Below are 20,549 nucleotides of genomic sequence, written 5' to 3' on the forward strand. Positions count from 1 at the left end.
AGTCCCGTCCCTCCCCCGGGCAGGGGCGGGACTGCGGACCGGCGCGGCTTCAGACGTTCCGGTTGTTCGGCTTCACCTCCAGCGGTTCGCGGTCGGGGTCGTCGATGCCCATGCTGATGATGCGTTGCGGGTAGATGCGGATGACCGCGCCGTCGAGGTGACCGTCCGGTTCGAAGGCGTCCGGCACGGCTTCCGCCCGGCCCCGGATCTCCAGGCAGCGGATGCGCATCGGTTTCGTCGACGGCTGGTCGTCGATCACGATGGCGACGCGGCCGTTGGCCTCGACATTGCGGTATTTCCGGCTTTTGGTCAGGTTGTATCCGGTCACGTCGATGGTCTGTGTCTCCGGGTTCCAGCTGAACGCGACCGGGCTGACCTGCAAGGTGCCGTTCGGTTGCTGGGTGGCCACCCGGGCGAGAGGCTGGTCGGCGAGGTAGCTGAGTTCCGCTTCGGTGAACATGCACCTACCGTGCAAGTTCAAGTTTGCTTGAAGTCAAGCGCACGCGGGGGATCACGTGCTCGGCGAACCGTCGCATCTCCGCTTCGAAGGGCTGAAATTGCAGCATAAACGTCTCGATTCCCAGGTCGGCCCACTCGCGGATCCGCTGGGCGACGGTGTCGTAGCTGCCGACCAGGCCGGCCGCGGTGCCGCCGTTCGTGCCGATGTGCGGGTACTTCGCGAACGTCTGGAACATCACGGCTTTCGGATCGGCGTCCGCGACCAGTGCCTCCCACCGTGCCTTGCCCGCCTCGGCCAGTTCCCACAGCGCCGCCAGTTCCGCTTCCGCCTCGGCGTCGGTGTCGCGGGCGACCACGAACGCGGACAGTCCAAAACGGACCGGCGCGCCGACGCGCGGGCGGGCGGCGACGTCCGCGATCAGCCCGGCGACATTCTCCTTCGGCTGTCCGTTGATGAACCACACGTCGGCCTTGTCCGCGACCAGCGCTCGCGCCGGGTCCGACTCGCCGCCGACGTACACGGTCGGCGCCGAACCGGCGGGCCGCAGCTGGTATCCGTCGACCTGGAAATGCCTGCCCTCGAACGAAACCCGCTCGCCGGCCAGCAGCCCGCGCACGACGCTGATCCATTCGCGGCCGTACTCGTACCGTTCGTCGTGCTCGGCGAACGGAATGCCCGCCCGCTCCAGTTCCGGTTTGTACCAGGCGTTGACCAGGTTCAGCCCGAACCGGCCGCCGCTGATCTCCTGGATCTGCAGCGCCTGCTTCGCCAGCACCACCGGGTGCACCAGATACGGCTTGATCGCCGCGATGATCTCGATCCGCTCGGTGAGCGCGGCGAGCGCCGCCGCGGACGTCCACGTCTCCAGCTGGTCCAGTTCGTCGCCGAACGGGTTCACCACGTGCTGCGCGATGAGCGTCGAATCGAAGCCGAGCCGGTCGGCCTCGACGATCAGCCGCCGGTTGCGCTCCCAGCTGGCGTTCACCGGATCGTCCGGATGATCGAACGGGCCCCACGACCCGTAGACGACCGCCCATACCCCGAACCGCGGCTGTGCCACAGCGACCACGACCGAACTCCTCACCTCGCGCGGATGAACGCGGTCACCGTCGCTGGCCCGGAGGGCACCGGCAACCGGTCCCACGCAGTGGCGGGGCGGGGAGGTTTGTACTGGTCAGGTGAAGAGCCCGTCACCCCAGTTGCTGGTCGGCGTGAGGCCCGGCGGAATCGCGAAGTGCGCGGAACCGGTGTGCTGCAGGTACTCCATCATCGCGTCCTTCGAGGACAGCACCTGCTGCATCGGGACGTATTGCGTGCGGGTGTCCCGGTTGAACGCCAGGAAGAACAGCCCCGCCTCGAGGTGGCCGACACCGTCGGAGCCGTCGACGAAGTTGTAGCCGCGGCGCAGGATCTGCACGCCCTTGCGCGTCTGGCGCGAGGCCAGCCGGATGTGTGCGTCCTCGGCGATCAGCGGGGTTCCGCCCTCGCCGCCGACCTGCAGATCGACCTGGTCGAACTCGCCGGTCTGCCCGAGCGGCGCGCCGGTTCCCTTGGTGCGCCCGACAATCTGTTCCTGTCCGGCAAGCGTTTCGCGGTCCCAGGTTTCGATGTGCATCCGGATCCGGCGCGCCACCAGGTACGTGCCGCCGGCCATCCACGCCTGTCCGTCGCCGGCCTGCGCCCACACCTGGTCGCGGAGCACGTCGGTGTCCTCGGCCTTGATGTTGTTGGTGCCGTCCTTGAAACCGAACAGGTTGCGCGGCGTCTGCTGCGAGCGCGAGGTCGACGAGCTCCGCCCGAACCCGAGCTGCGACCAGCGTACCTCGGTGACGCCGAAGCCCAGCCGCACCAGGTTGCGCACCGCGTGCACCGCCACCTGCGGATCGTTCGCGCAGGCCTGGATGCACAGGTCGCCGCCGCTGCGGGCCGGGTCGAGTTTGTCCTTCGGAAACGCCGGAAGGTCGATCAGCTGCGGCGGGCGTTTCGCGGCGAGGCCGAACCGGTCGTCGAAGAGCGAGGGGCCGAAGCCGATGGTCAGGGTGAGGTCGGAGGGGGGCAGGTCGAGCGCCTCGCCGGTGTCGTCCGGCGGGGCCTGCGAGGAGCCGCCGAGCGCGCCGTTCGGGCCGACGTCCTGGCCCGCGGTCATCCGCCGCGCCGCGGCCGTCCAGGTGCGCAGCAGGTCGCGGAGCTTCGTGGCGTCCTTCGTGATCACGTCGAGCGCGGCGAAGTGCAGGTTCTGCTGCGTCGGCGTGACGATCCCGGCCTGGTGCTCGCCATGGAAGTCCACAGTGGACACCGCGGCCGACGCGGGAGTGCCGCCGCCGAGCCGGTCGATGCCGACCCCCGCCGCCGCGCCCGCGCCGGCCAGCGCGACACCCGCGCCGGCCAGCCCGAACAGCTTCCGGCGGGAAACCTGGGTCCCCTCCTCGGTCACTTGGACACGACCTCCGCGACCTTGCTCAGCGGCTCGCTCAGCGCGTCGACCGCCGAGGCGAACGCCTTGATCTGGTCCTGGGAGAGCTCGTTGTAGTACTTGAAACCGTCGCCGGAACGGGTCTTGTCCAGCAGCCCCTGCACGTTCGCGAACTCTTTGTCCAAAGTGGACACCAGGGCCGCGTCGCGCTCCTGGATGACCGGCCGAAGCGCGGCGATCGCGCCCTTGGAACCGTCGAGGTTGGCCTGGAAGTCCCACAGGTCGGTGTGCGAGAAGGCCTCCTCCTCGCCGGTGATCTTCTTCGTCGCGACCTCGTCCAGCAGGCCCTTCGCGCCGTTGGCCAGGTCCAGCACGCTCAACTGCAGCGTCTTGGTCTTGGCGACCAGCGACTTCACGTCGGTGAGCAGCTTGTCCGCGATCTGCGGGCTGTCCGGCTTGAGGCCGGTGGTCCACAGGTCCTTCTCCAGCCGGTGGAACCCGGTGAACTGCTGGCCCGGCTCGACGTCAGCCTCGCGCGCGTCGATGGCCGGGTCGAGGTCGCCGAACTTCTCCGCGACCGGTTCGATCCGCTCGTAGAACACGCGAGTGCGCGCGTACTCGGCCTTCGCCTCGGCAGCCTTGTTGGCCTTCACCGCGGCGACGAACTTGGCCGTCTCGGCCTCCAGCGCCGAGCTGTTGTTCTCGACGTAGGTCGCGTAGCTCTTGGTGGCAGCGGCTTTCTGTGCGCTGGCGTTGCTCTGGCCCGGCGCGCCGCCGGTGACCGTGAAGTCGCCGCGGATGCCGTTGCCGGTCATGCCCGGCTTGCACGCGGTCTGGTACTTGCCCGCCTCCGGGACCTCGACGATGAGCCGCCGGTTCAGTCCGGGCGCGATGTTCTCGACCTCGCCCATGATCCGGTCGCCCTCGGCGTAGAGGTAGAACTCGGTGACCTTGCTGCCCTTGTTGGCGATTTCGAAGGTCAGGTTGCCCGCGGACGCGGTCGTCGCGGACACCTTGCAGGCGGTGTCGGACGCCTCGACCTTGATCGGCCCGCCCGAGGTCGCGCCGGAGGGACCGGACGCGGAATTCGTGCTGTCACAGGCGGTCAGCGCGACGAGGGCGCTGAGGCCAGTGAGCACAGCCGTCGAGGTCTTGCGGAACTGAGGCACTGTCACTCCTTGGCGGCGGCCGGGGCGGCGGGAGCCGTCTCGGTCTTGTTCTTGCGGGCAGGCTTGAGGAACAGCGGCAGCACGATCGCCACGTAGGCGACCCATGCGATCGCTTGCAGCACAGTGGTCTGCTGCGAATAGTTGAAGATCCCCTTGAGCAACGCGCCGTACCAGGAGGTTTCCGGCAGGGCGCTCGACGCGTCGAAGGCGAGCGTGGTCAGTCCGGGAATGAAGCCGGCTTCCTGCAGGTCGTGCAGGCCGTAGCCGAGGACACCGGCGGCGACGAACACCAGCAGCACGCCGGTGATCGTGAAGAACTTGGCCAGGTTGAACCGCACCGCGCCGCGGTAGAGCAGGTAGGCGAGCACGATCGCGGCGGCGATCCCGATCACGAACCCGATCAGCGGCTGCAGGGTGTCGGATTGCGCGGTCTGCACGGCCGAGTAGAAGAACACGGCGGTTTCGAGCCCTTCGCGGCCCACCGCGAGGAACGACAGCAGGAGCACCGCCGCCGGACCGACCTTGAGCGCGTCCTCCATCTTGCCGCGCAACTCGGCCGCGATGTGCCGGGAAGCCTTGCGCATCCAGAAGATCATCGCGGTGACGAACACGACCGCGACGATGGAAAGGCTTCCGCCGAGCAGTTCCTGATGCTCGAAACTGAGCTGCGCGGTGCTGTAGGTGAGGATCGCGCCGACGCCGATCGACAGCAGCACGGCCGCGCCGACCCCGGGCCACACGAACCGCAGTGCGTGCCGTCGCTCGGTCTTGACGAGGAAGGCGACCAGGATGCTCACCACAAGCGCGGCTTCGAGACCTTCGCGCAGCCCGATGAGCGCGCTCGAAAACACCACTGTTCGGCCCTCCTTCGACTACCTGACCTGATGTTTTTAGGTAAGGCTTGCCTGTAAGTCCAGAGGGGAGTTCGCTGAACAGGCCCGGCAAAACGGGTAAAACGCCGCTCTGACGGGAGTTAGGTTAGGGTAACCGCAGGTCAGAGCGTCGCCGACCGATCGCGTAACGAATTGTGTGACCTGGGCGGCTTTGGCTCGGAGTTAACCATCCGCTTGCCATTCGCCCGGTCCAGCGTCCCCCGGGCGGGTTCATCAGTAACCTGTCCGAGTGGCCGATACCACTCAGCCGACCATTGCGCCGTCGCCGGCGGGTCCGCCGCGCCGCTACCCGAGCCGTATCGCTTTCGCGCTGGGTCTGGTGCTGACCGGGGTCGTGCTGGTGGTGACCATTGGGATCCACAACCCGAATCCGCCCGCCCCACCCGCCGCGGCCGCCCCGCCGCCGGTTTCAGCCAAAGCGGAACCGCGCCCGCAACCCGGCTCCGAAGCCCCGCAGGTCGGCTTGGCCGCCCCGCCGGACCGCCCGCTCGTGTCAGACCAAGCGGAACTGGACGCGTGGGCGACCCGAGTCGCAGGAAAGACGAGGCTGGACGCACGAGTGCTCGCCGCGTACGGGCGGGCGGAAATGTGGATGCAACGGCAGAAACCGTCGTGCCACCTGTCGTGGGCGACGCTCGCGGCGATCGGGAACCTGGCCTTCGGAACGGAAAAACCCGGTCCGGACGGCACCATGCCGGTGCAGCCGGGCCCAGCGGAAGGCCCAGACACCGACGCGGGAAAACTCGACGGCGACCGCACTGCGGATCACCGGATCGGCCCGCTGCGGATCATGCCGTCCGCCTGGCACAAACACGCCCAACGAGCAGACAGCGACGGCAAAGCAGCGGACCCCCGCAACCTCGACGACGCAGCGTTCACCGCCGCCCGCTACCTCTGCTCGGGCGACGACGACCTGGGCACCCCAGCGGGCTGGTGGAAAGCGATGCTCGTCTACAACCCAGCGGTGAACTACGTGCAGGACGTCTTCACCGCAGCAGACTCCTACGCGGCGGCGAGTGTCGCGCCCTGAGCGAGCTTGGCTGGGGTGATCAGTGACTGGTCGGCGGGATGGCCCGGCCTGGACGGTTGATCGCGCTCCCTGACCGGCTCGGCCAACGGCTGGAACTCGTCTGATCAGCGGTTGTCGGCGCGGCACGTGGGCCATTTCTGGTGACGGCATGGGCCCGGCTGGGGCGTGACCTCGGGACTGGCTCGGCGTGCGATCGGTGCTGCCGCGTTCGCTCGCATCGATTGGGACTGGTCCGGTCGGTGGCAGCTCACTCCTGCCCGGCGGGCGGGTTCCGCTGGTGACCGCCTCGGTCGTCCGGCCTGGGCCGGGTTGGTGGGGGAGTCGGCCTGGTGACTGTGCTGGCTCGGCGAGCGGTCGGCGGCGCTGCGTTCGCATGCAGGGCTGGAACCCGTTTGGCCGGTGGCTGCTCAGCGCGGTGCGACGGCCGGGTCTTGCCGGTGGTCGCCTATGTCGTCCGGCCTGGGCCGGGTTGGTGCGGCGACTGTGCTGGCTCGGTCAGCAAGGGCGACGTGGCGATTGCTTGCGCCTGCCGGGACTGGTCTGGCCGGTGGCGTCTGGGTTGGCTCGGCGTGCGGTGGGTGACGCCGCGTTCGCTCGTATCGGCTGGAGCCGGTCCGGCCGATGGCAGTTCAAGCCTGCCCGGCGGGTCCGGTTCTGCTGATGGCCGACTCGGTCGTCCGGCCTGCGAGTGACCGGCACGAGACCGGTTTGGTGCTTAAACCGACTCAGCAGTCAGTGGGTCGTCAGCACGGCGCTCACTCGCACCGGCTTCTGCGGCCGGGCCTCGGTGCGCACCGGCTGCTTGCGGGGCTGGACGGGGTGGCGTTCGTTCAGTTCCACGAGGACTGGCGCCAGCGCCATCAGCACCAGCACGAGCAGCCCGGCGGTCGCTCCGATCACGGTCAGCGCGGTCATGTCGGCCTCCTCTAATCGCTCTCTGTGATGACACCAAGGATCGCGCTTCGCCGGGTCTGCCCGGATCGGCCGACTGGCCGAGCCGGGGCGCCGGATGGCCAGGCTTCCCCGCTGCCCTGTTCACTTCGGAAGACGCGCCGGGGCCGCGCTGGATCCGGGGGTTGCCCGGGATTGCTTCCGCGGGTGCACGTTCGGGACACGCGGGCTCAGTGGTCGCTGAGCGTAATCCTCGCCCTGACCTCGCTGATCGCTTCGAGATACTCCGGCACCGGGTTCATCGCCGACGCCATCCGCAGTTGCGCGAGCGCCTCGGCCAAACGGCCGAGGCGCTGGAGGGTGCGTCCGAGCACGAACCGGGCGTAGTGGTCGGTGGGGTCCAGCTCCAGTACGCGGGTGAACGCGCGTTCGGCGCGGCGGAGCTGGGCGGAGTGGAAGTACGCGCGCCCGGCGAGCAGTTGCACGCTCGGCTTGTCCTGCTCGTCGGCGAGCAGGGGTTCGAGCTCCTTGAGAGCGTCGAGCGGGCGTCGCCGCGCGACGAGGTGCTCGGCGTTGCGGAACCTGCGGAAGCGCGATTCGCCGTCGGGTTCGGGGGCTGCTGCGGCGTCCGTCATGGTCGTTTCACGATACCGGCGCGGAGGGCGTTGCACGACCGTCAGACGAGTCGTGATGGACTGTGCCGCCATGAGCAGCGATCAGGAACCCGAGTACGTGGGACTGGCGCCGTACCTCTACTACAGCGATGCGACCGCCGCGCTCGCGTGGCTGACCAGGGTGTTCGGCTTCACCGAGGAAGTCCGCTTCGAGGACGGGTCCGGCGAGGTTTTCCAGGCGACGCTCCGCGCGGGCGACGCGCGCCTGCAGCTGGCCGGGGTCGGTCCCGAATACTGGGAAGCCAAGGGGGTCGAGGGGCCGGTCGGGCAGTTGAACGTCGTGTACGTGACCGACGTCGACGCGCAGTACGAGCGCGTGTGCGCGGCGCTCGGCGAGGACGCGGCACCGGAACCGCCGCAGGATCAGCCTTACGGCGCGCGGATTTTCACCGTGGCCGATCCCGGTGGCAACAGCTGGACGTTCTGGCAGCAGGTGACCGACGAGGTCGAGCTGCCGTCGGGGTGGCGCGAGGTCCGGCCGGAGGACCAGGCCGCCGGAGAGACCGGCGAAGTGCCCAGCTGAGCTGGAGAACACGCAGCGGAACGGCCCGGCACCGGCCTGGCCTCCAACGGGTGAACCCGCTGGGCGGTTACTCTGGGCGGCGTCACCGCAGGCACGACCCACCAAGGAGCAGAGCGTGGCTCTCATCGAGCAGGTAGGCGCGCGCGAGATTCTCGATTCGCGCGGGAACCCGACCGTCGAGGTGGAGGTGGCGCTCGACGACGGCACTCTGGCTCGGGCGGCAGTGCCGTCCGGGGCGTCGACCGGCGAACACGAAGCGGTCGAGCTGCGCGACGGGGACACCGGCCGCTACAACGGCAAGGGCGTGGAGCGCGCGGTCGCCGCGGTGCTCGACGAGATCGGCCCGGACCTGGTCGGCGTCGACGCGGTCGACCAGCGGATCGTCGACCAGAAGCTGGTGGACCTCGACGGCACGCCGGCGAAGTCGCGGCTCGGCGCGAACGCCATCCTCGGCGTTTCGCTGGCCGTCGCGAAGGCCGCCGCGGAATCGTCCGAGCTGGAGTTGTTCCGCTACCTGGGCGGGCCGAACGCACACGTGCTGCCGGTGCCGATGCTGAACATCCTCAACGGCGGTGCGCACGCCGACACCGACGTCGACATCCAGGAATTCATGATCGCGCCGATCGGTGCGGAGTCGTTCCGCGAGGCGCTGCGCTGGGGCACCGAGGTGTACCACGCGCTGAAGTCCGTGCTGAAGAGCCGCGGCCTGGCCACCGGCCTCGGCGACGAGGGCGGTTTCGCGCCGAGCCTCGCCAACAACCGCGAGGCACTCGACCTGATCCTCGCCGCGATCGAGAAGGCCGGCTACGTGCCGGGCCGTGACGTCGCGCTCGCGCTGGACGTCGCCGCGACCGAGTTCTACTCCGACGGCGCCTACACCTTCGAAGGTTCGAAGCGCAGCGCTGAGCAGATGTCCGCGTACTACGGCGAACTGCTGCGCGACTACCCGCTCGTCTCCATCGAGGACCCGCTGAGCGAGGACGACTGGGACGGCTGGGTCCAGCTGACCTCCGAGATCGGCGACAAGGTCCAGCTCGTCGGCGACGACCTGTTCGTCACCAACCCGGACCGTCTCGAGGAGGGCATCACCCGCCGCGCGGCGAACGCGCTGCTGGTGAAGGTCAACCAGATCGGCACGCTGTCGGAGACGCTGGACGCGGTGTCGCTCGCCACGTCGTACGGCTACAAGTCGATGATGAGCCACCGGTCCGGCGAGACCGAGGACACCTTCATCGCCGACCTCGCGGTCGCCACCGGCGTGGGCCAGATCAAGACCGGAGCCCCGGCGCGCGGCGAGCGGATCGCGAAGTACAACCAGCTCCTGCGCATCGAGGAAACCCTCGCGGACGCCGCGCGCTACGCCGGCGACCTCGCCTTCCCGCGGTTCAGCGCGGAGGCCTGAGGGGCACATGGCCGACCGGGGGAGGGCGCGCAGCCGCCGCGGCGGCCGGGCAGCGAGGAGCGAGTCCAGCAGGGCCCGCCGTCCCGCGTCTGCCCGGCGCCGCACCGGCGCGGGCACGACGGAGACGACCAGGGCCCGGCTGCGCCGCGGCCTGGCCGCGAAACGCGCCTCCGGTGCGGCCAAGGTGCTCGGCATGTCGACCACCCGGCGCGCCGCCGTGGTGGCGATCGTGGTGTGCGCCCTGGCGTTCACCGTCGCGGTCCCGTTGCGCACCTACCTCTCCCAGCGTTCCGAGGTCCGCGACCAGGAAGCGCAGCTCGCCCAGCTCCAGCAGGAGGTCGCCCAGTTGCGCGACCGCAAAGCCCAGCTGAGCGACCCCGCCCAGATCGAGGCGGAAGCCCGCCGCCGGCTCCGGTACGTGAAGCCGGGCGAGACTCCATGGATGGTCCAGTTGCCCGAGGACCAGCCCGGTTCGGCGACGGCTGCCCAGCCAGGGCAGCAGCCTGCTCCGCAGGCGCCTTGGTACGAGAACCTGTGGGCGCAGGTTTCCGGGGGTTGAGGTCGTTGGCTGGGCGGGACCGCTGACCGGCCGAGGTTGTACTGGCTGGCGGTCTTCTGGCCGGTGGGATTGCTGGGTTCGGCCCGGGCAGAGTGCTGGCTGGTCGAGGCTGGTGCCGGGGGATGCCTGTCGACGGGCGAGATCGACACCTTTATCGGCGGATGCCGATGATTCTTGGGCCTTAGGCGTACTCCTTTAAGTCATGGGATCGGTCGTTCTCGAGGGGCCGCGGTCCCGGGGATTTTGAGAGTCGGATGCGGTCGTTCTCCGGCGTTCAGCGGGATTCTGGTTCGGGTGACCTTTCTGTTCGACGGCTTGATTTCGTGGCGAAGCTTCGGCTGCCTTCCACGCTAACCACATTGGAAGGGCGGCGGAGGCGGATGCGGCGAGTTGTCCACACGGTCTGCCGGTTGTGGACAACTCGGCCGTTTCAGCGGAGGTCGCGAGGGGTCGGGCGGACGGCGGCATTAGCCTGGAGAGCGTGAACAGCAGCACGGAGACACCCCGATTCGAGCCCGTCACCGATGCCGACCGGGAGGTCATCGCGCAGCAGCTCGGACGGCCGCCGCGGGCCTTGCGGGCGGTGGCCGCGCGGTGCCCGAGCGGGCACCCCTCGGTGGTCCAGACCAGTCCGCGACTGGAGAACGGGACGCCGTTCCCGACGTTGTATTACCTGACCTGTCCGCGGTTGACGTCGATGGTGGGCACGTTGGAGGCGTCCGGCGTGATGAAGGAGATGACCGAGCGGCTCACCACCGACCCCGAACTCGCGGCTGCCTACCAGCGCACGCACGAGACGTACCTCGCCGAGCGGGATGCCATCGAATCGCTCGGCACGCAGGTCACCGCGGGCGGGATGCCCGGACGGGTGAAATGCCTGCACGTCCACCTCGCGCACACGCTCGCGGCCGGGCCCGGTGTGAACCCGTTCGGCGACGAGACCCTGGCCTGGGTCCGCGAACAGGGCTGGCCGACGGGCGACTGCGCCGGGTAACGCTCCGCTCCCGGGCGCGGATAGGCACCACAGAGGCTGGTGCCCGCCTGGGCGGGAATGCTTCGCGGCGAGCACCGCAGCTTCACACCGAGCAGGCGAGCCCGGGTGCACCGCCGAGCGCGCCGGGGAGGGGCGGAAAGTGCGGGTGCCACGCAGATCTCAGCGGTCGGTGCGCGCTGAGGCGTCTCCTGCCGAGGACGGTCAGGCCGAGCCGGTGGCGGATGGTGCCGGTGAGCGCGTTGTCGGCGGTCAGGGCTCGTCTGGCGGTGCGGGCAGCGTTGACGAGGGGATAGCTCGCGCGGGCTCGGCGGTCGGCGCGGGCGGTAGTGCTGATGCGGTCGGTGCCGGGTCTGCGGGTGAGCGGGTTGTCGGTGGCGTGGCGGGTGCTGGCGAGGAAGTAGCTGGTGGTGCGGGCTCGGCTGGCGGTGCGGGTGGTAGTGCTGGCGCGGTCGGTGCCGGGTCTGTGGGCGAGCTGGTTGCCGGTGGCGTGGCGGGTGCTGGCGGGGAAGTAGCTGGAGGCGAGGACTCGGCCGACGGCGCAGGTGGAAGTGCTGAGGCGGTCGGTGCCGGGTCTGTGGGCGAGCGGGTTGCCGGTGATGCGGCGGGTGCTGACGAAGAAGTAGCTGGTGCTGAGGGCGCGGCCGACGGCGCAGGTGGAAGGGCCGATGCGGTCGACGGTGGGTCTGGCTACGAGGGGTCCCGGGAGGCCGGTGCTGCGGCTGGCGACGGCGGGACCGTCGGTGGGGCTAGCGGAGAGAGGGTCTCGGAGACCCCTGGCAAGCCGGTCGGTGAGGGTCGCACCGAAGTGGAAAGCGCCGGTGGCGCGACGGTCGAGAGCGATAGCGCGAGCGATGCGACGAATGGCGAAGGCAGCAGCGGCGAAGTAGCAGGTGAAGGCGATCCGGACGGCCAGCGCAGCGGCAGCAGTGAAGTAGCCGCGCAAGCAGCCGCCTCAGGAGCAGCGGCGGGCAAAGCAGGGGGAGTCAAGAGAACCTCAGCACTCATCGGGCCCCCGCCGGAGAAGGCTCGGTGGATTGGCCGCGCACGGGTTAGAACGAGGCGCGGGCGTTATCGGGCCTGGAGGGTGGCTTCGCGGCATCGGACCGTCGTCGCGGTGCTCGCCGGGGTTCTCGGCGTGCTTCCGGCGACGGTCGGCGCGGGCGTGGTCGTCGGGTGGGTCGGGCGGATGCCGGTGGTGCACACGGCGGACGTCTTGCCTGACCAGGGCTACGACCCGGGTATCCGTGGCGTCGCGGTCGACGGGCGGTTGCCGGAGGCACCAGCACCGGTTCCGTTGCCTGCGTACGACCTTCCGGACGGACCGCTCGGGATTCCGGCTACCGCGTTGGCCGCGTATCGGCATGCGGCGGACGTTCTGGGGAAAGAGCAGCCGGGGTGTCATATTGACTGGGCGCTCGTCGCGAGCATCGGGCGGATCGAGTCGAATCACGCGCGGGGCGGGTATGTCGACGCCGCTGGGACGACGCTCCAGCCGATTCTCGGGCCGCAGCTCAACGGGACTCCTCCGTACGCGGCGATTCCGGACACCGATCACGGCGTGCTTGACCAGGATCCGGTGTGGGACCGGGCTGTCGGGCCGTTCCAGTTCATCCCGGCGACCTGGCGAACCTACGCGGCGGACGGCAACGGCGACGGCAAGGCCGATCCCAGCAATCTCTTCGACGCCTCGCTCGCGGCGGCGCGCTACCTCTGCTCCGGCGGGCTCGATCTGGCCAATCCGGACCAGTTGCGGACCGCGATTTACCGCTACAACAACTCCGACGCGTACGTCACCACGGTCATTCTCTGGGCCGAGGCTTACCGCAAGGGGGTCGCCCAGGTGCCGGACAGTCCGGTTCCGGTCGGGGCTCCTGGGCCGACGACCTCCAGCTCCGCGCCGCCGCCAGCGAGTCCGGGGGATCGGCCGCGGACTACAGAGTTGCCGCCGGTCTCTTCTGGTGCTCCGTCGGTGACGCCTACCGTACTGCCGCCGGGAAACAGTCCGCCTGGAACGCCTTCGGGCAGTCCGACTGAAACGCCGACCACCGGGTCCAGCAGTCCGACCTGCGGAACCAGCACCTCGACCACGACAACCACAGCGCCGACATCGACGACGACCTGCACCTCGTCGAGCAGCAACTCCCCGAGCAGCGGGACGCCGATTGCGGGCTGACCAAGAGTTTTCTCCGGTAACCTTGCTTACACGATTACAACCCGCAGGGGAGCCGATGAGTCTTCGTCAGTTCGAGTACGCCTTGGCGGTCGCCGAGGCGGGGTCGGTGACCGCTGCGGCTGAGGCGCTTCACGTCGCTCAGCCGTCGGTTTCGCAGCAGATTCGGGGGCTCGAGCGGGAACTCGGCGTGCAGCTCTTCTCCCGCACGCCCACCGGGCTGGTGCCTACCGTCGTGGGGCGGGCGTTTCTCAAGGACGCCGAGGTCGCGGTGCGGGCGGCACGACGGGCGCAGGCGACGGCGAGGGCGGGGGCTGACGAGCTGGCCGGCGAGTTGCTCGTCGCGGCGCAGATGGGGTTGGGGACTCGGCAGTTGCCGGGGGCGTTGGCTGCGTTGCGGCGGAGGTTTCCGCGGTTGGCGGTGACGGTTTTCGAGGAGCCGAACCCGGCTGAGCTGGAGCAGCTCGCCCGGCGCGGGGTGCTGGATCTCGCGTTGCTTGGCTCGCCGTGCGATGAGGGGCTGTACGAGGGACATCACCTTGGCGACGAGGAGTTCGTGGTCGTCCTCGGCACCAAGCACCGGTTGCTCAAGAAGGACCGGATCGCGTTGCGGGAGCTGGAAGAAGAGCAGTGGATCAGGTTCGATCCGGCCAGCGCGCTCGACGGTTTCCTGACCGAAGTGTTGCGCGACAACGGATTGAAGCCGACCGCGGTCGCGCGGGTGTCGCAGACCTCGACGGCGGTGCGGTGGGCCGCGCACGGGCTGGGAGTGACGCTCGTTCCGGCGTCGGCGGTGCCGGAAGGGCACGAGCACCTCGTCCGTCCGGTGTTGCCAGTCGTGTCCCAGCCCGTCGTCGCGGCCGTTCGGCCCGGGGCCGGGCCCGCGGAGATGGCGTTGCTCGAGTTTCTGCGGCAGGAGAGCTGGTATCAGCCAGTGGCCGCCTAACCTCAGAGCTGCGTGTCGCCTCCGTCTACGACCAGTTCGACGCCGGTGGTGAAGGTGGCGTCGAAGGCCAGGAAGGCGACGGCGCGGGCGATCTCTTCGGGGGTGCCCAGCCGCTTCATGGGGTTCGCCGCTGCGCGCGCTGCCTTGAACTGTGCGGCTTCCTCGCCCGACATCCCGGCTTCCAGGATCTCGGTGTCGATGGGGCCGGGGCTGATCGCGTTGACCCGGACGCCGCGCGGGAGCAGTTCGGCGGCGAGCGTGCGGGCCATCGAACGCAGCGCGGCCTTGCCTGCCGAGTAGACGCTGGTTTCCGGCAGGCCCATGACGTTGGCGGTCGAGGTGGTCAGCACGACGCCCGCCCCGGAACGCAGCAGCGGCGCGAGCTTCTGCACGGTGAAGTACGCGCCCTTGACGTTGACCGCGAACTGCTCGTCGAACTGCTCCTCGGTGACCGACGCGAACGGTGCCGTCCGGGCGATCCCCGCGTTGACGAACAGAGCGTCGATCGGGCCGGGTACTTGAGCCGCCAGCGCGTCCAGATCGGAGAGCGACGCCACATCGCCGCGGATGGCAGTTGCATCGTTGCCGAGCTGCGTTAAAGCCGCGTCGAGGCGGGGTTGGGAACGGCCGGTGATGAATACGCGAGATCCTCCGTCGGCGAACAATTTCGCGGTGGCGAAACCCATTCCGGTGCTGCCGCCGGTAATGACCGCAGTCTTGCCCTGGTACGCGTTCATCGCGGGTATTCGCCTCCGTCGACGGCCAGACCGCTTCCGGTCAGCCAGCTCGCCTGGTCGGACAGCAGGAACAGCACGGCGTTGGCGATGTCGTCCGGCTCGCCGTCGCGGCCCAACGGGACACCGGGCAGCGCAAAGCCGGGCGACAGGCTCGCCCACTGCTCCCGCGTCGCGACGCCGCCGGGCGTGGCGGTCCGGCCGGGGGACACGGTGTTGACGCGGACGCCGGACGGTGCCAGTTCGGCGGCCAGGCCTCGGCTGTACGCCTCCAGCGCCGTTTTCGCCGCCACGTAGTGCAGGAATGGCGGGAACGGCGGGCGGAGCGCGGCGGTGGAAATGTGCACGATCGCGCCCGATCGACGGTCCCGCATGCCCGGCGCCAGCAGTGCGTCCAGGCGGACCGCGGCCAGGAGGTTCACCGACAGCGCGTCCTGCCATTCGTCGTCCGGGATGGCCAGCGCGCTGGGGTGCGGACGAGCGCCGCCCGCGTTGTGGACCAGCAGGTCAACGCCGCCGAGGACCTCCTCCGCGGCGGAAGCGACCGCCTGGGCGCCTGCCTGGGTGCGGACGTCGGCCTCGACGAAGGACGCTCCCTCCGGCACCGGGCCCGCCGACCGGGCGGTCGTGAGCACAGTCGCGCCCGCGGCCAGCAACCGCGCCGTGATCGCCGCGCCGATTCCGCGAGAACCGCCGGTGACGACCGCGCGCTTTCCCGTTATTCCGTATTCGATCGTGGACATGCCACAGAACCTCTCGATAAAAGAAGAAGAAACCGCCGCGAAGGGAAATGCGGCGAACACGTCAACCGTAGGCTCGAAAAAGAGGGAAAGGCAAAGACCAAATGTCGGCGAGGGGGCATAGGACTCGCCTATATGCCCGCCTGGCCGGCGCGGCGGCGGAGACCAAGTAAAGTCGGGGACATGCCTCGGGTAGCTGCGATCGACTGCGGGACCAACTCCATCCGTCTGCTCGTCGCCGAGCTGACGCCTCGGCACGACGGCACGGTCGACCTGCGCGACCTGCACCGCGAGATGCGCATCGTGCGGCTCGGCCAGGGCGTCGACGCCACCGGCAGGCTCGCGCCGGAAGCACTCGAGCGCACCCGCGCCGCGCTCGCGGACTACACCGTCGCCGCGCGGCGCAAGGGCGTCGAGAAGGTGCGCATGGTCGCCACCTCCGCGACCCGTGACGCGAGCAACCGCGACGAGTTCTTCGCGATGACCCGCGAGACGCTCGGCGTCGAGGCGGAGGTGATCAGCGGCGACGAGGAAGCCCGGCTGTCCTTCACCGGCGCGGTCGGCGAGCAGGACCCGGACGATGGGCCCTTCGTGGTCGTCGACGTCGGCGGCGGCTCCACCGAACTCGTCCTCGGCACGTGGAACGGTCGCGAGGCTGAGGTGATCGCCGCGAAATCCGTCGACATCGGCTGCGTCCGGATCACCGAGCGCGCGCTCAAGGACGACCCGCCGACCGCCGACGAGATCGCCGCCGCCCGCGAGCTGGCTCGCGGCATCCTCGCCGAAGCGTTCGACGTCGTGGACGTCGCGAAGGCCCGCACCTGGATCGGCGTCGCCGGCACCGTGACCACCTTGTCCGCGGTTTCCTTGGCGCTGCCCGAGTACGACTCCGAGCGCATCCACCTGTCGAAACTGACCCACGGCGAGATCGACCGGGTCGCGGAAAACCTCCTCGCGGCCGACCGCGCGACCCGCGCGGAAAACCCGGTGATCCACCCCGGCCGGGTCGACGTGATCGGCGGCGGCGCGGTCGTCGTCCAGGTCCTCGCCGAGGAACTCGCCGCGCGCGGTGGTCCGGACCAGTTGGTCGTCAGCGAGCACGACATCCTGGACGGCATCGCGTTGTCGCTCGCCTGAACGCTCCGCAGTGCCGAGGTAACCGGGCGCGCATCCCGCGCCCGGACCCGTACCAAAAGCACCGAAAGTCATCAAGCGCAGTTAGTTGTGAGCTGACCGGGTGATGAACGGTGTCGTTATTCAGGTGCAACCCGGCGATCCGGTTACGAAGCGCCGATTTAGCTAGCCTCCATCTCGCTATGTGGACGCGAGAAACGGAGGGGACATGCGGGGTTCATCCAGGCTCTGGAGCGCGGCCGCGGTCGTGACAACCTTGTCACTGCTCCTGACTGCCTGTGGGGGCGGCGGATCCAGCAGCGGATCGTCGGGAGAAGCGGATCCGAACGGGACCTTCACGGTCTACGGCACGGAACCGCAGAACACGCTGATTCCCACGAACACCAACGAACTCGGCGGTTCCAAGGCCGTCGATCCGATGTTCTCCGGCCTCGTCGGGTACAAGGGCGACAGCGGCGAGCCGTACAACCTGATGGCGGACTCGATCACCACGACCGATTCCAAGGTCTTCGACATCAAGATCAAGCACGGCTGGAAGTTCCACGACGGCACCGAGGTCAAGGCGAAGAACTTCGTCGACGCCTGGAACTACGGGGCCAATTCCGCGAACGGCCAGATCAACAGCACGTTCTTCGAGAACATCCAGGGCTACTCCGACGTCCACCCCGCCGACAAGGGGGCGAAGCCGACCAAGGACACGATGTCCGGCCTGGCCGTCAAGGGCGACTACGAGTTCCAGGTGACGCTGGACGCGCCGTTCTCCGTGTTCACCACCAAGATCGGCTACACCGCGTTCGCGCCGCTGCCGGATTCCTTCTTCAAGGACCCTGACGCCTTCGCGAAGCACCCGATCGGCAACGGCCCGATGAAGTTCGTCAGCCGCACGCCGAACGTCGACATCAAGCTGACCCGGTTCGACGGCTACCAGGGTCCGGACAAGGTCAAGTTCAAGGACCTGGACGTCAAGATCTACGCCAGCCAGGAAACCGCCTACCAGGACCTGCTGAGCAACAAGCTCGACTTCATCGAGACGTTGCCGCCGTCCGCGCTCACCGCGGACAAGTACAAGACCGACCTCAAGGAGAACCTGGTCACCGGCCACCTGCTGGGGATCAGCACGATCGCGGTGCCGTACTACGTGCCCGGATACAACAATCCGGACCTGCGCAAGGCGATCTCGATGGCGATCGACCGCGCGCAGATCACCAAGACGGTCATGCACGACACCTACGTCCCGGCCGACGGCTACGTGTCGCAGGGCATCCAGGGCTACCGCCCCGGCGTCTGCGGCGAGTTCTGCAAGTACGACCCGGCGAAGGCTAAGGAGTACTTCGCGAAGTCCGGCTTCAAGGGCAAGCTGACCATCGCCTCGAACGCCGACGGCGGGCGCAAGGAACCTCTCGTGGCCGCGTGCAACAGCATCAAGAACACCCTCGGCGTCGAATGCGATTTCGTTCCGGCGACCGACTTCGGCCAGTGGCGCAGCATCGTGACCGGCCACAAGCTGACCGGCATGGGCCGTTCCGACTGGTCCGCGGACTATCCGTCCATTGAGGACTTCCTCAACCCGCTGTACCGGACCGGGGCCTCGTCGAACGACTCGACGTACTCCAACCCGCAGGTCGACGCCATGCTGAAGCAGGCCGATTCGACGGCGGACAAGGACGCCGCGGTCAAGCTGTACCAGCAGGCCGAGGACTTGATCGCGAAGGACCTGCCCTCGATCCCGGTGTGGGACGAGAAGGGCGTCGCGGCCAAGTCCAAGCACACCAAGACCGTGGTCCTCGACTTCCGCCGCCGTGCGGACTACTCGTCGGTCGAGGTCCTCAAGAAGTGATGCGCTGACTCGTCCGTTCCCACCACGCGGCTCGTGAGTGTTCGCGCAGGCCACCAGCCGGCGCGGGCGCTCACGAGCCCGGCGCGCACTCCTAGGAACCACGCATGATTCGTTACGTCCTGCGTCGCCTGCTCCAGTTGATCCCGGTGTTCTTCGGCACCACTTTCCTGATCTACGCACTTGTGTGGGCCGTGCCCGGGGACCCGTTCTCCGGCAAATGCGGGCAGCAAGCCTGTCCGCAGGCCTATATCGACCTGATGACCGAGAAGTTCCATCTCAACGACAACCTGTTCGTCCAATACTTCAAATACCTCGGGAGCCTGTTCAGCGGCGACTGGGGCGAGACGTTCAACGGCTCCTCGGTCGGCGAGATGATCGCCACCTCGTACCCGATCACGCTGCGCCTCGCACTCGTCGCGGTGCTCATCGAGGCGGTCATCGGCCTGACCGCCGGGGTGCTGACCGGCTTGCGCGGCAAGGGTTTCCTCGACAACCTGGTGCTGGTCTCGACCACGTTCCTGATCTCGCTGCCAGTGTTCGTCACCGCGATCGTGCTGCAGATCGTGCTCGGCGTGAACCTGGGCATCATCGACGCCAGCGTTTCGGACGATCCGAGCTTCGGCGAGCTGATCGTGCCCGGCATCGCGCTCGGCAGTCTGTCGATGGCTTATGTGGCGAGGTTGACGAGAACGTCGATCGCGGAGAACCGGCACGCCGACTACATCCGCACCGCCATCGCCAAGGGGCAGCCCAACAGCCGCGTCATCGGCATCCATCTGCTGCGCAACTCGGTGATCCCGGTGCTGACCTTCCTCGGCACCGACCTCGGCGCCCTGATGGGCGGCGCGATCGTGACCGAGGGCGTGTTCAACATCAACGGTCTCGGCGGGCTGATCTTCCGCGGTCTCCAGAACCGGGAAAGCGCGACCGTCGTCGGCGTCGTCGTGCTGCTGGTGCTGGTGTACCTCCTGATGAGCCTGATCGTGGACCTGCTCTACGCCGTTCTCGACCCGAGGATCCGTTATGACTGACCCGAATCTCGTCGGCGGCGGAGGGGCCGACGCGGCACAGCTGTCGCATGTGGACAGCTCGGCCGACGCCGGCCCGAAGAAACCGCGCAGTCTGTGGGGCGACGCGTGGCGGCAGCTGCGCCGCAAGCCGACGTTCGTGATCTCCGCGTTGCTCATCCTGCTGATCGTGCTGATCGCGATCGCGCCGGGACTGTTCTCCCACCGCCCCGCCGGATACAGCGATCTGGCCCACGCCAACGAAGGCCCGTCGGCGGACGCCTGGTTCGGCTACGACAACCAGGGCTACGACGTCTACGCGCGGACGATCTACGGGGCCAGGGCTTCGTTGCTGGTAGGCGTTTTCGCGACCCTGCTGACTGTCCTTTTCGGATCGTTGATCGGCATCGTCGCGGGCTACTACGGCCGGATCGTCGACAGCCTGCTGTCCCGGCTCGGCGACATCTTCGCCGGGCTTCCGTTCGTGCTCGGCGCGATCGTCATCCTCACCACGTTCAACGCGCCGGGCACGAATCCCGGGCAGGTCACCATCATCGTGCAGGTGGTGTGTTCGATCGCGGTGCTGACCTGGCCGGTGGCGATGCGCATCATGCGGTCCGCGACGCTGGTGGCCAAGCAGCTGGACTACGTGAAGGCGGCCCGTGCGCTCGGCGCGAGCACGCCGCGGATCGTGTTCCGGCACCTGCTGCCGAACACGCTCGCGCCGGTGCTCGTGTACGCCACGATCGCGCTCGGCGCGGCCATCGGCGCCGAGGCGACGCTGGCGTACCTCGGCATCGGCGTCCGGCCGCCGGTGGTGTCGTGGGGCGTCATGATCAGCGACGCGCGCGACTACTTCCGCGCGGTCCCGCACATGCTCCTGTTCCCCGGTGCGTTCGTCACCATCACCGTGCTCGCGTTCGTGATGCTCGGAGACGGTATCCGCGACGCGCTCGACCCGAAGTCGAGGTAG

General features: G+C 68.7%; 21 protein-coding genes. 11 read left to right on the forward strand and 10 right to left on the reverse strand.

Annotated features, from left to right (window positions below; all coding sequences use genetic code 11):
- Nucleotides 1–49: 49 nt before the first annotated feature.
- The 5 genes from ATK30_RS24975 to efeU form a co-directional block, all read right to left on the reverse strand.
- On the reverse strand, nt 50–460 hold the full coding sequence (locus tag ATK30_RS24975) for a PPOX class F420-dependent oxidoreductase (protein WP_101437653.1): 411 nt from the start codon (nt 458–460) through the stop codon (nt 50–52).
- Nucleotides 461–464: 4 nt separating this feature from the next.
- The gene (locus ATK30_RS24980; protein WP_244194716.1) at nt 465–1,529 is read right to left on the reverse strand and encodes an LLM class flavin-dependent oxidoreductase; all 1,065 of its coding nucleotides are present in this window, start codon (nt 1,527–1,529) and stop codon (nt 465–467) included.
- Between the two features lie 105 nt (nt 1,530–1,634).
- Nucleotides 1,635–2,894, reverse strand: coding sequence for an iron uptake transporter deferrochelatase/peroxidase subunit (efeB, locus tag ATK30_RS24985; protein ID WP_101437654.1), 1,260 nt, complete (start codon nt 2,892–2,894; stop codon nt 1,635–1,637).
- A complete protein-coding gene (efeO, locus tag ATK30_RS24990; protein ID WP_167441996.1) occupies nt 2,891–4,042 on the reverse strand; it encodes an iron uptake system protein EfeO in 1,152 nt (383 codons plus the stop codon). Before efeO ends, efeB begins: the two co-directional genes overlap by 4 nt.
- A gap of 2 nt (nt 4,043–4,044) precedes the next feature.
- A complete protein-coding gene (gene efeU, locus ATK30_RS24995) occupies nt 4,045–4,896 on the reverse strand; it encodes an iron uptake transporter permease EfeU (RefSeq protein WP_101437656.1) in 852 nt (283 codons plus the stop codon).
- Nucleotides 4,897–5,164: 268 nt separating this feature from the next.
- Here efeU and ATK30_RS25000 point away from each other — a divergent pair, with 268 nt between their 5' ends.
- Nucleotides 5,165–5,965: a lysozyme family protein gene (locus tag ATK30_RS25000; RefSeq protein WP_101437657.1), complete on the forward strand. Its 801-nt coding sequence runs from the start codon at nt 5,165–5,167 to the stop codon at nt 5,963–5,965.
- A gap of 732 nt (nt 5,966–6,697) precedes the next feature.
- Here ATK30_RS25000 and ATK30_RS25005 read toward each other — a convergent pair.
- Together ATK30_RS25005 and ATK30_RS25010 are read right to left on the reverse strand one after the other, a co-directional pair.
- Nucleotides 6,698–6,880, reverse strand: coding sequence for a hypothetical protein (locus tag ATK30_RS25005; RefSeq protein WP_101437658.1), 183 nt, complete (start codon nt 6,878–6,880; stop codon nt 6,698–6,700).
- A 206-nt stretch (nt 6,881–7,086) separates the two neighbouring features.
- Nucleotides 7,087–7,491 carry a tetratricopeptide repeat protein gene (locus tag ATK30_RS25010; RefSeq protein WP_101437659.1) on the reverse strand — a complete coding sequence of 135 codons (405 nt, stop codon included), beginning with the start codon at nt 7,489–7,491 and terminating at the stop codon, nt 7,087–7,089.
- A 70-nt stretch (nt 7,492–7,561) separates the two neighbouring features.
- Here ATK30_RS25010 and ATK30_RS25015 point away from each other — a divergent pair, with 70 nt between their 5' ends.
- The 4 genes from ATK30_RS25015 to ATK30_RS25030 all read left to right on the forward strand — a co-directional run bounded on the left by ATK30_RS25015 (nt 7,562) and on the right by ATK30_RS25030 (nt 11,008).
- Nucleotides 7,562–8,053, forward strand: coding sequence for a VOC family protein (locus ATK30_RS25015; protein WP_101441052.1), 492 nt, complete (start codon nt 7,562–7,564; stop codon nt 8,051–8,053).
- 115 nt (nt 8,054–8,168) lie between these two features.
- Entirely contained in the window at nt 8,169–9,455 is a 1,287-nt protein-coding gene (eno, locus tag ATK30_RS25020; protein ID WP_101437660.1) for a phosphopyruvate hydratase, read from the forward strand.
- Nucleotides 9,456–9,648: 193 nt separating this feature from the next.
- Complete coding sequence (locus ATK30_RS25025) at nt 9,649–10,014, forward strand: FtsB family cell division protein (RefSeq protein WP_101441053.1); 366 nt, start codon at nt 9,649–9,651, stop codon at nt 10,012–10,014.
- A gap of 472 nt (nt 10,015–10,486) precedes the next feature.
- Nucleotides 10,487–11,008, forward strand: a complete 522-nt coding sequence (locus ATK30_RS25030; protein WP_183124805.1) for a DUF501 domain-containing protein — start codon at nt 10,487–10,489, stop codon at nt 11,006–11,008.
- An 82-nt stretch (nt 11,009–11,090) separates the two neighbouring features.
- Here ATK30_RS25030 and ATK30_RS25035 read toward each other — a convergent pair whose 3' ends face one another.
- Nucleotides 11,091–11,951, reverse strand: coding sequence for a hypothetical protein (locus ATK30_RS25035; protein ID WP_101437661.1), 861 nt, complete (start codon nt 11,949–11,951; stop codon nt 11,091–11,093).
- Nucleotides 11,952–12,092: 141 nt separating this feature from the next.
- Here ATK30_RS25035 and ATK30_RS25040 point away from each other — a divergent pair, with 141 nt between their 5' ends.
- Together ATK30_RS25040 and ATK30_RS25045 are read left to right on the forward strand one after the other, a co-directional pair.
- On the forward strand, nt 12,093–13,181 hold the full coding sequence (locus ATK30_RS25040) for a lytic transglycosylase domain-containing protein (RefSeq protein WP_244194717.1): 1,089 nt from the start codon (nt 12,093–12,095) through the stop codon (nt 13,179–13,181).
- A 55-nt stretch (nt 13,182–13,236) separates the two neighbouring features.
- Nucleotides 13,237–14,124 carry a LysR family transcriptional regulator gene (locus ATK30_RS25045; protein WP_101437662.1) on the forward strand — a complete coding sequence of 296 codons (888 nt, stop codon included), beginning with the start codon at nt 13,237–13,239 and terminating at the stop codon, nt 14,122–14,124.
- Between the two features lie 2 nt (nt 14,125–14,126).
- On the opposite strand, the gene ATK30_RS25050 is transcribed toward ATK30_RS25045, so the two are convergent.
- Together ATK30_RS25050 and ATK30_RS25055 are read right to left on the reverse strand one after the other, a co-directional pair.
- Nucleotides 14,127–14,861 (reverse strand): SDR family oxidoreductase, encoded by a 735-nt coding sequence (locus tag ATK30_RS25050; protein WP_101437663.1) that lies wholly within the window; start codon nt 14,859–14,861, stop codon nt 14,127–14,129.
- Entirely contained in the window at nt 14,858–15,601 is a 744-nt protein-coding gene (locus ATK30_RS25055) for an oxidoreductase (protein WP_101437664.1), read from the reverse strand. Before ATK30_RS25055 ends, ATK30_RS25050 begins: the two co-directional genes overlap by 4 nt.
- Nucleotides 15,602–15,781: 180 nt before the next feature.
- Here ATK30_RS25055 and ATK30_RS25060 point away from each other — a divergent pair, with 180 nt between their 5' ends.
- From ATK30_RS25060 to ATK30_RS25075, 4 genes are all read left to right on the forward strand, one after another.
- The gene (locus ATK30_RS25060; protein ID WP_101437665.1) at nt 15,782–16,735 is read left to right on the forward strand and encodes a Ppx/GppA phosphatase family protein; all 954 of its coding nucleotides are present in this window, start codon (nt 15,782–15,784) and stop codon (nt 16,733–16,735) included.
- 205 nt (nt 16,736–16,940) lie between these two features.
- Complete coding sequence (locus ATK30_RS25065; protein WP_101437666.1) at nt 16,941–18,569, forward strand: peptide ABC transporter substrate-binding protein; 1,629 nt, start codon at nt 16,941–16,943, stop codon at nt 18,567–18,569.
- Nucleotides 18,570–18,673: 104 nt separating this feature from the next.
- Nucleotides 18,674–19,600 (forward strand): ABC transporter permease, encoded by a 927-nt coding sequence (locus ATK30_RS25070; protein ID WP_101437667.1) that lies wholly within the window; start codon nt 18,674–18,676, stop codon nt 19,598–19,600.
- Nucleotides 19,593–20,549, forward strand: a complete 957-nt coding sequence (locus ATK30_RS25075; RefSeq protein WP_101437668.1) for an ABC transporter permease — start codon at nt 19,593–19,595, stop codon at nt 20,547–20,549. Before ATK30_RS25070 ends, ATK30_RS25075 begins: the two co-directional genes overlap by 8 nt.

Source organism: Amycolatopsis echigonensis (assembly GCF_002846615.1).
Lineage (GTDB): Bacteria > Actinomycetota > Actinomycetes > Mycobacteriales > Pseudonocardiaceae > Amycolatopsis > Amycolatopsis echigonensis.

Coding starts and splice junctions, on each gene's coding strand:
- ATK30_RS25010 (WP_101437659.1), bottom strand. CDS start 7,491: ATGACGGACGCCGCAGCAGCCCCCGAACCCGACGGCGAATCGCGCTTC.
- ATK30_RS25005 (WP_101437658.1), bottom strand. CDS start 6,880: ATGACCGCGCTGACCGTGATCGGAGCGACCGCCGGGCTGCTCGTGCTG.
- ATK30_RS25060 (WP_101437665.1), top strand. CDS start 15,782: ATGCCTCGGGTAGCTGCGATCGACTGCGGGACCAACTCCATCCGTCTG.
- ATK30_RS25050 (WP_101437663.1), bottom strand. CDS start 14,861: ATGAACGCGTACCAGGGCAAGACTGCGGTCATTACCGGCGGCAGCACC.
- ATK30_RS25075 (WP_101437668.1), top strand. CDS start 19,593: ATGACTGACCCGAATCTCGTCGGCGGCGGAGGGGCCGACGCGGCACAG.
- ATK30_RS25065 (WP_101437666.1), top strand. CDS start 16,941: ATGCGGGGTTCATCCAGGCTCTGGAGCGCGGCCGCGGTCGTGACAACC.
- ATK30_RS25025 (WP_101441053.1), top strand. CDS start 9,649: ATGTCGACCACCCGGCGCGCCGCCGTGGTGGCGATCGTGGTGTGCGCC.
- ATK30_RS24975 (WP_101437653.1), bottom strand. CDS start 460: ATGTTCACCGAAGCGGAACTCAGCTACCTCGCCGACCAGCCTCTCGCC.
- ATK30_RS25070 (WP_101437667.1), top strand. CDS start 18,674: ATGATTCGTTACGTCCTGCGTCGCCTGCTCCAGTTGATCCCGGTGTTC.
- ATK30_RS25045 (WP_101437662.1), top strand. CDS start 13,237: ATGAGTCTTCGTCAGTTCGAGTACGCCTTGGCGGTCGCCGAGGCGGGG.
- ATK30_RS25055 (WP_101437664.1), bottom strand. CDS start 15,601: ATGTCCACGATCGAATACGGAATAACGGGAAAGCGCGCGGTCGTCACC.
- ATK30_RS25015 (WP_101441052.1), top strand. CDS start 7,562: ATGAGCAGCGATCAGGAACCCGAGTACGTGGGACTGGCGCCGTACCTC.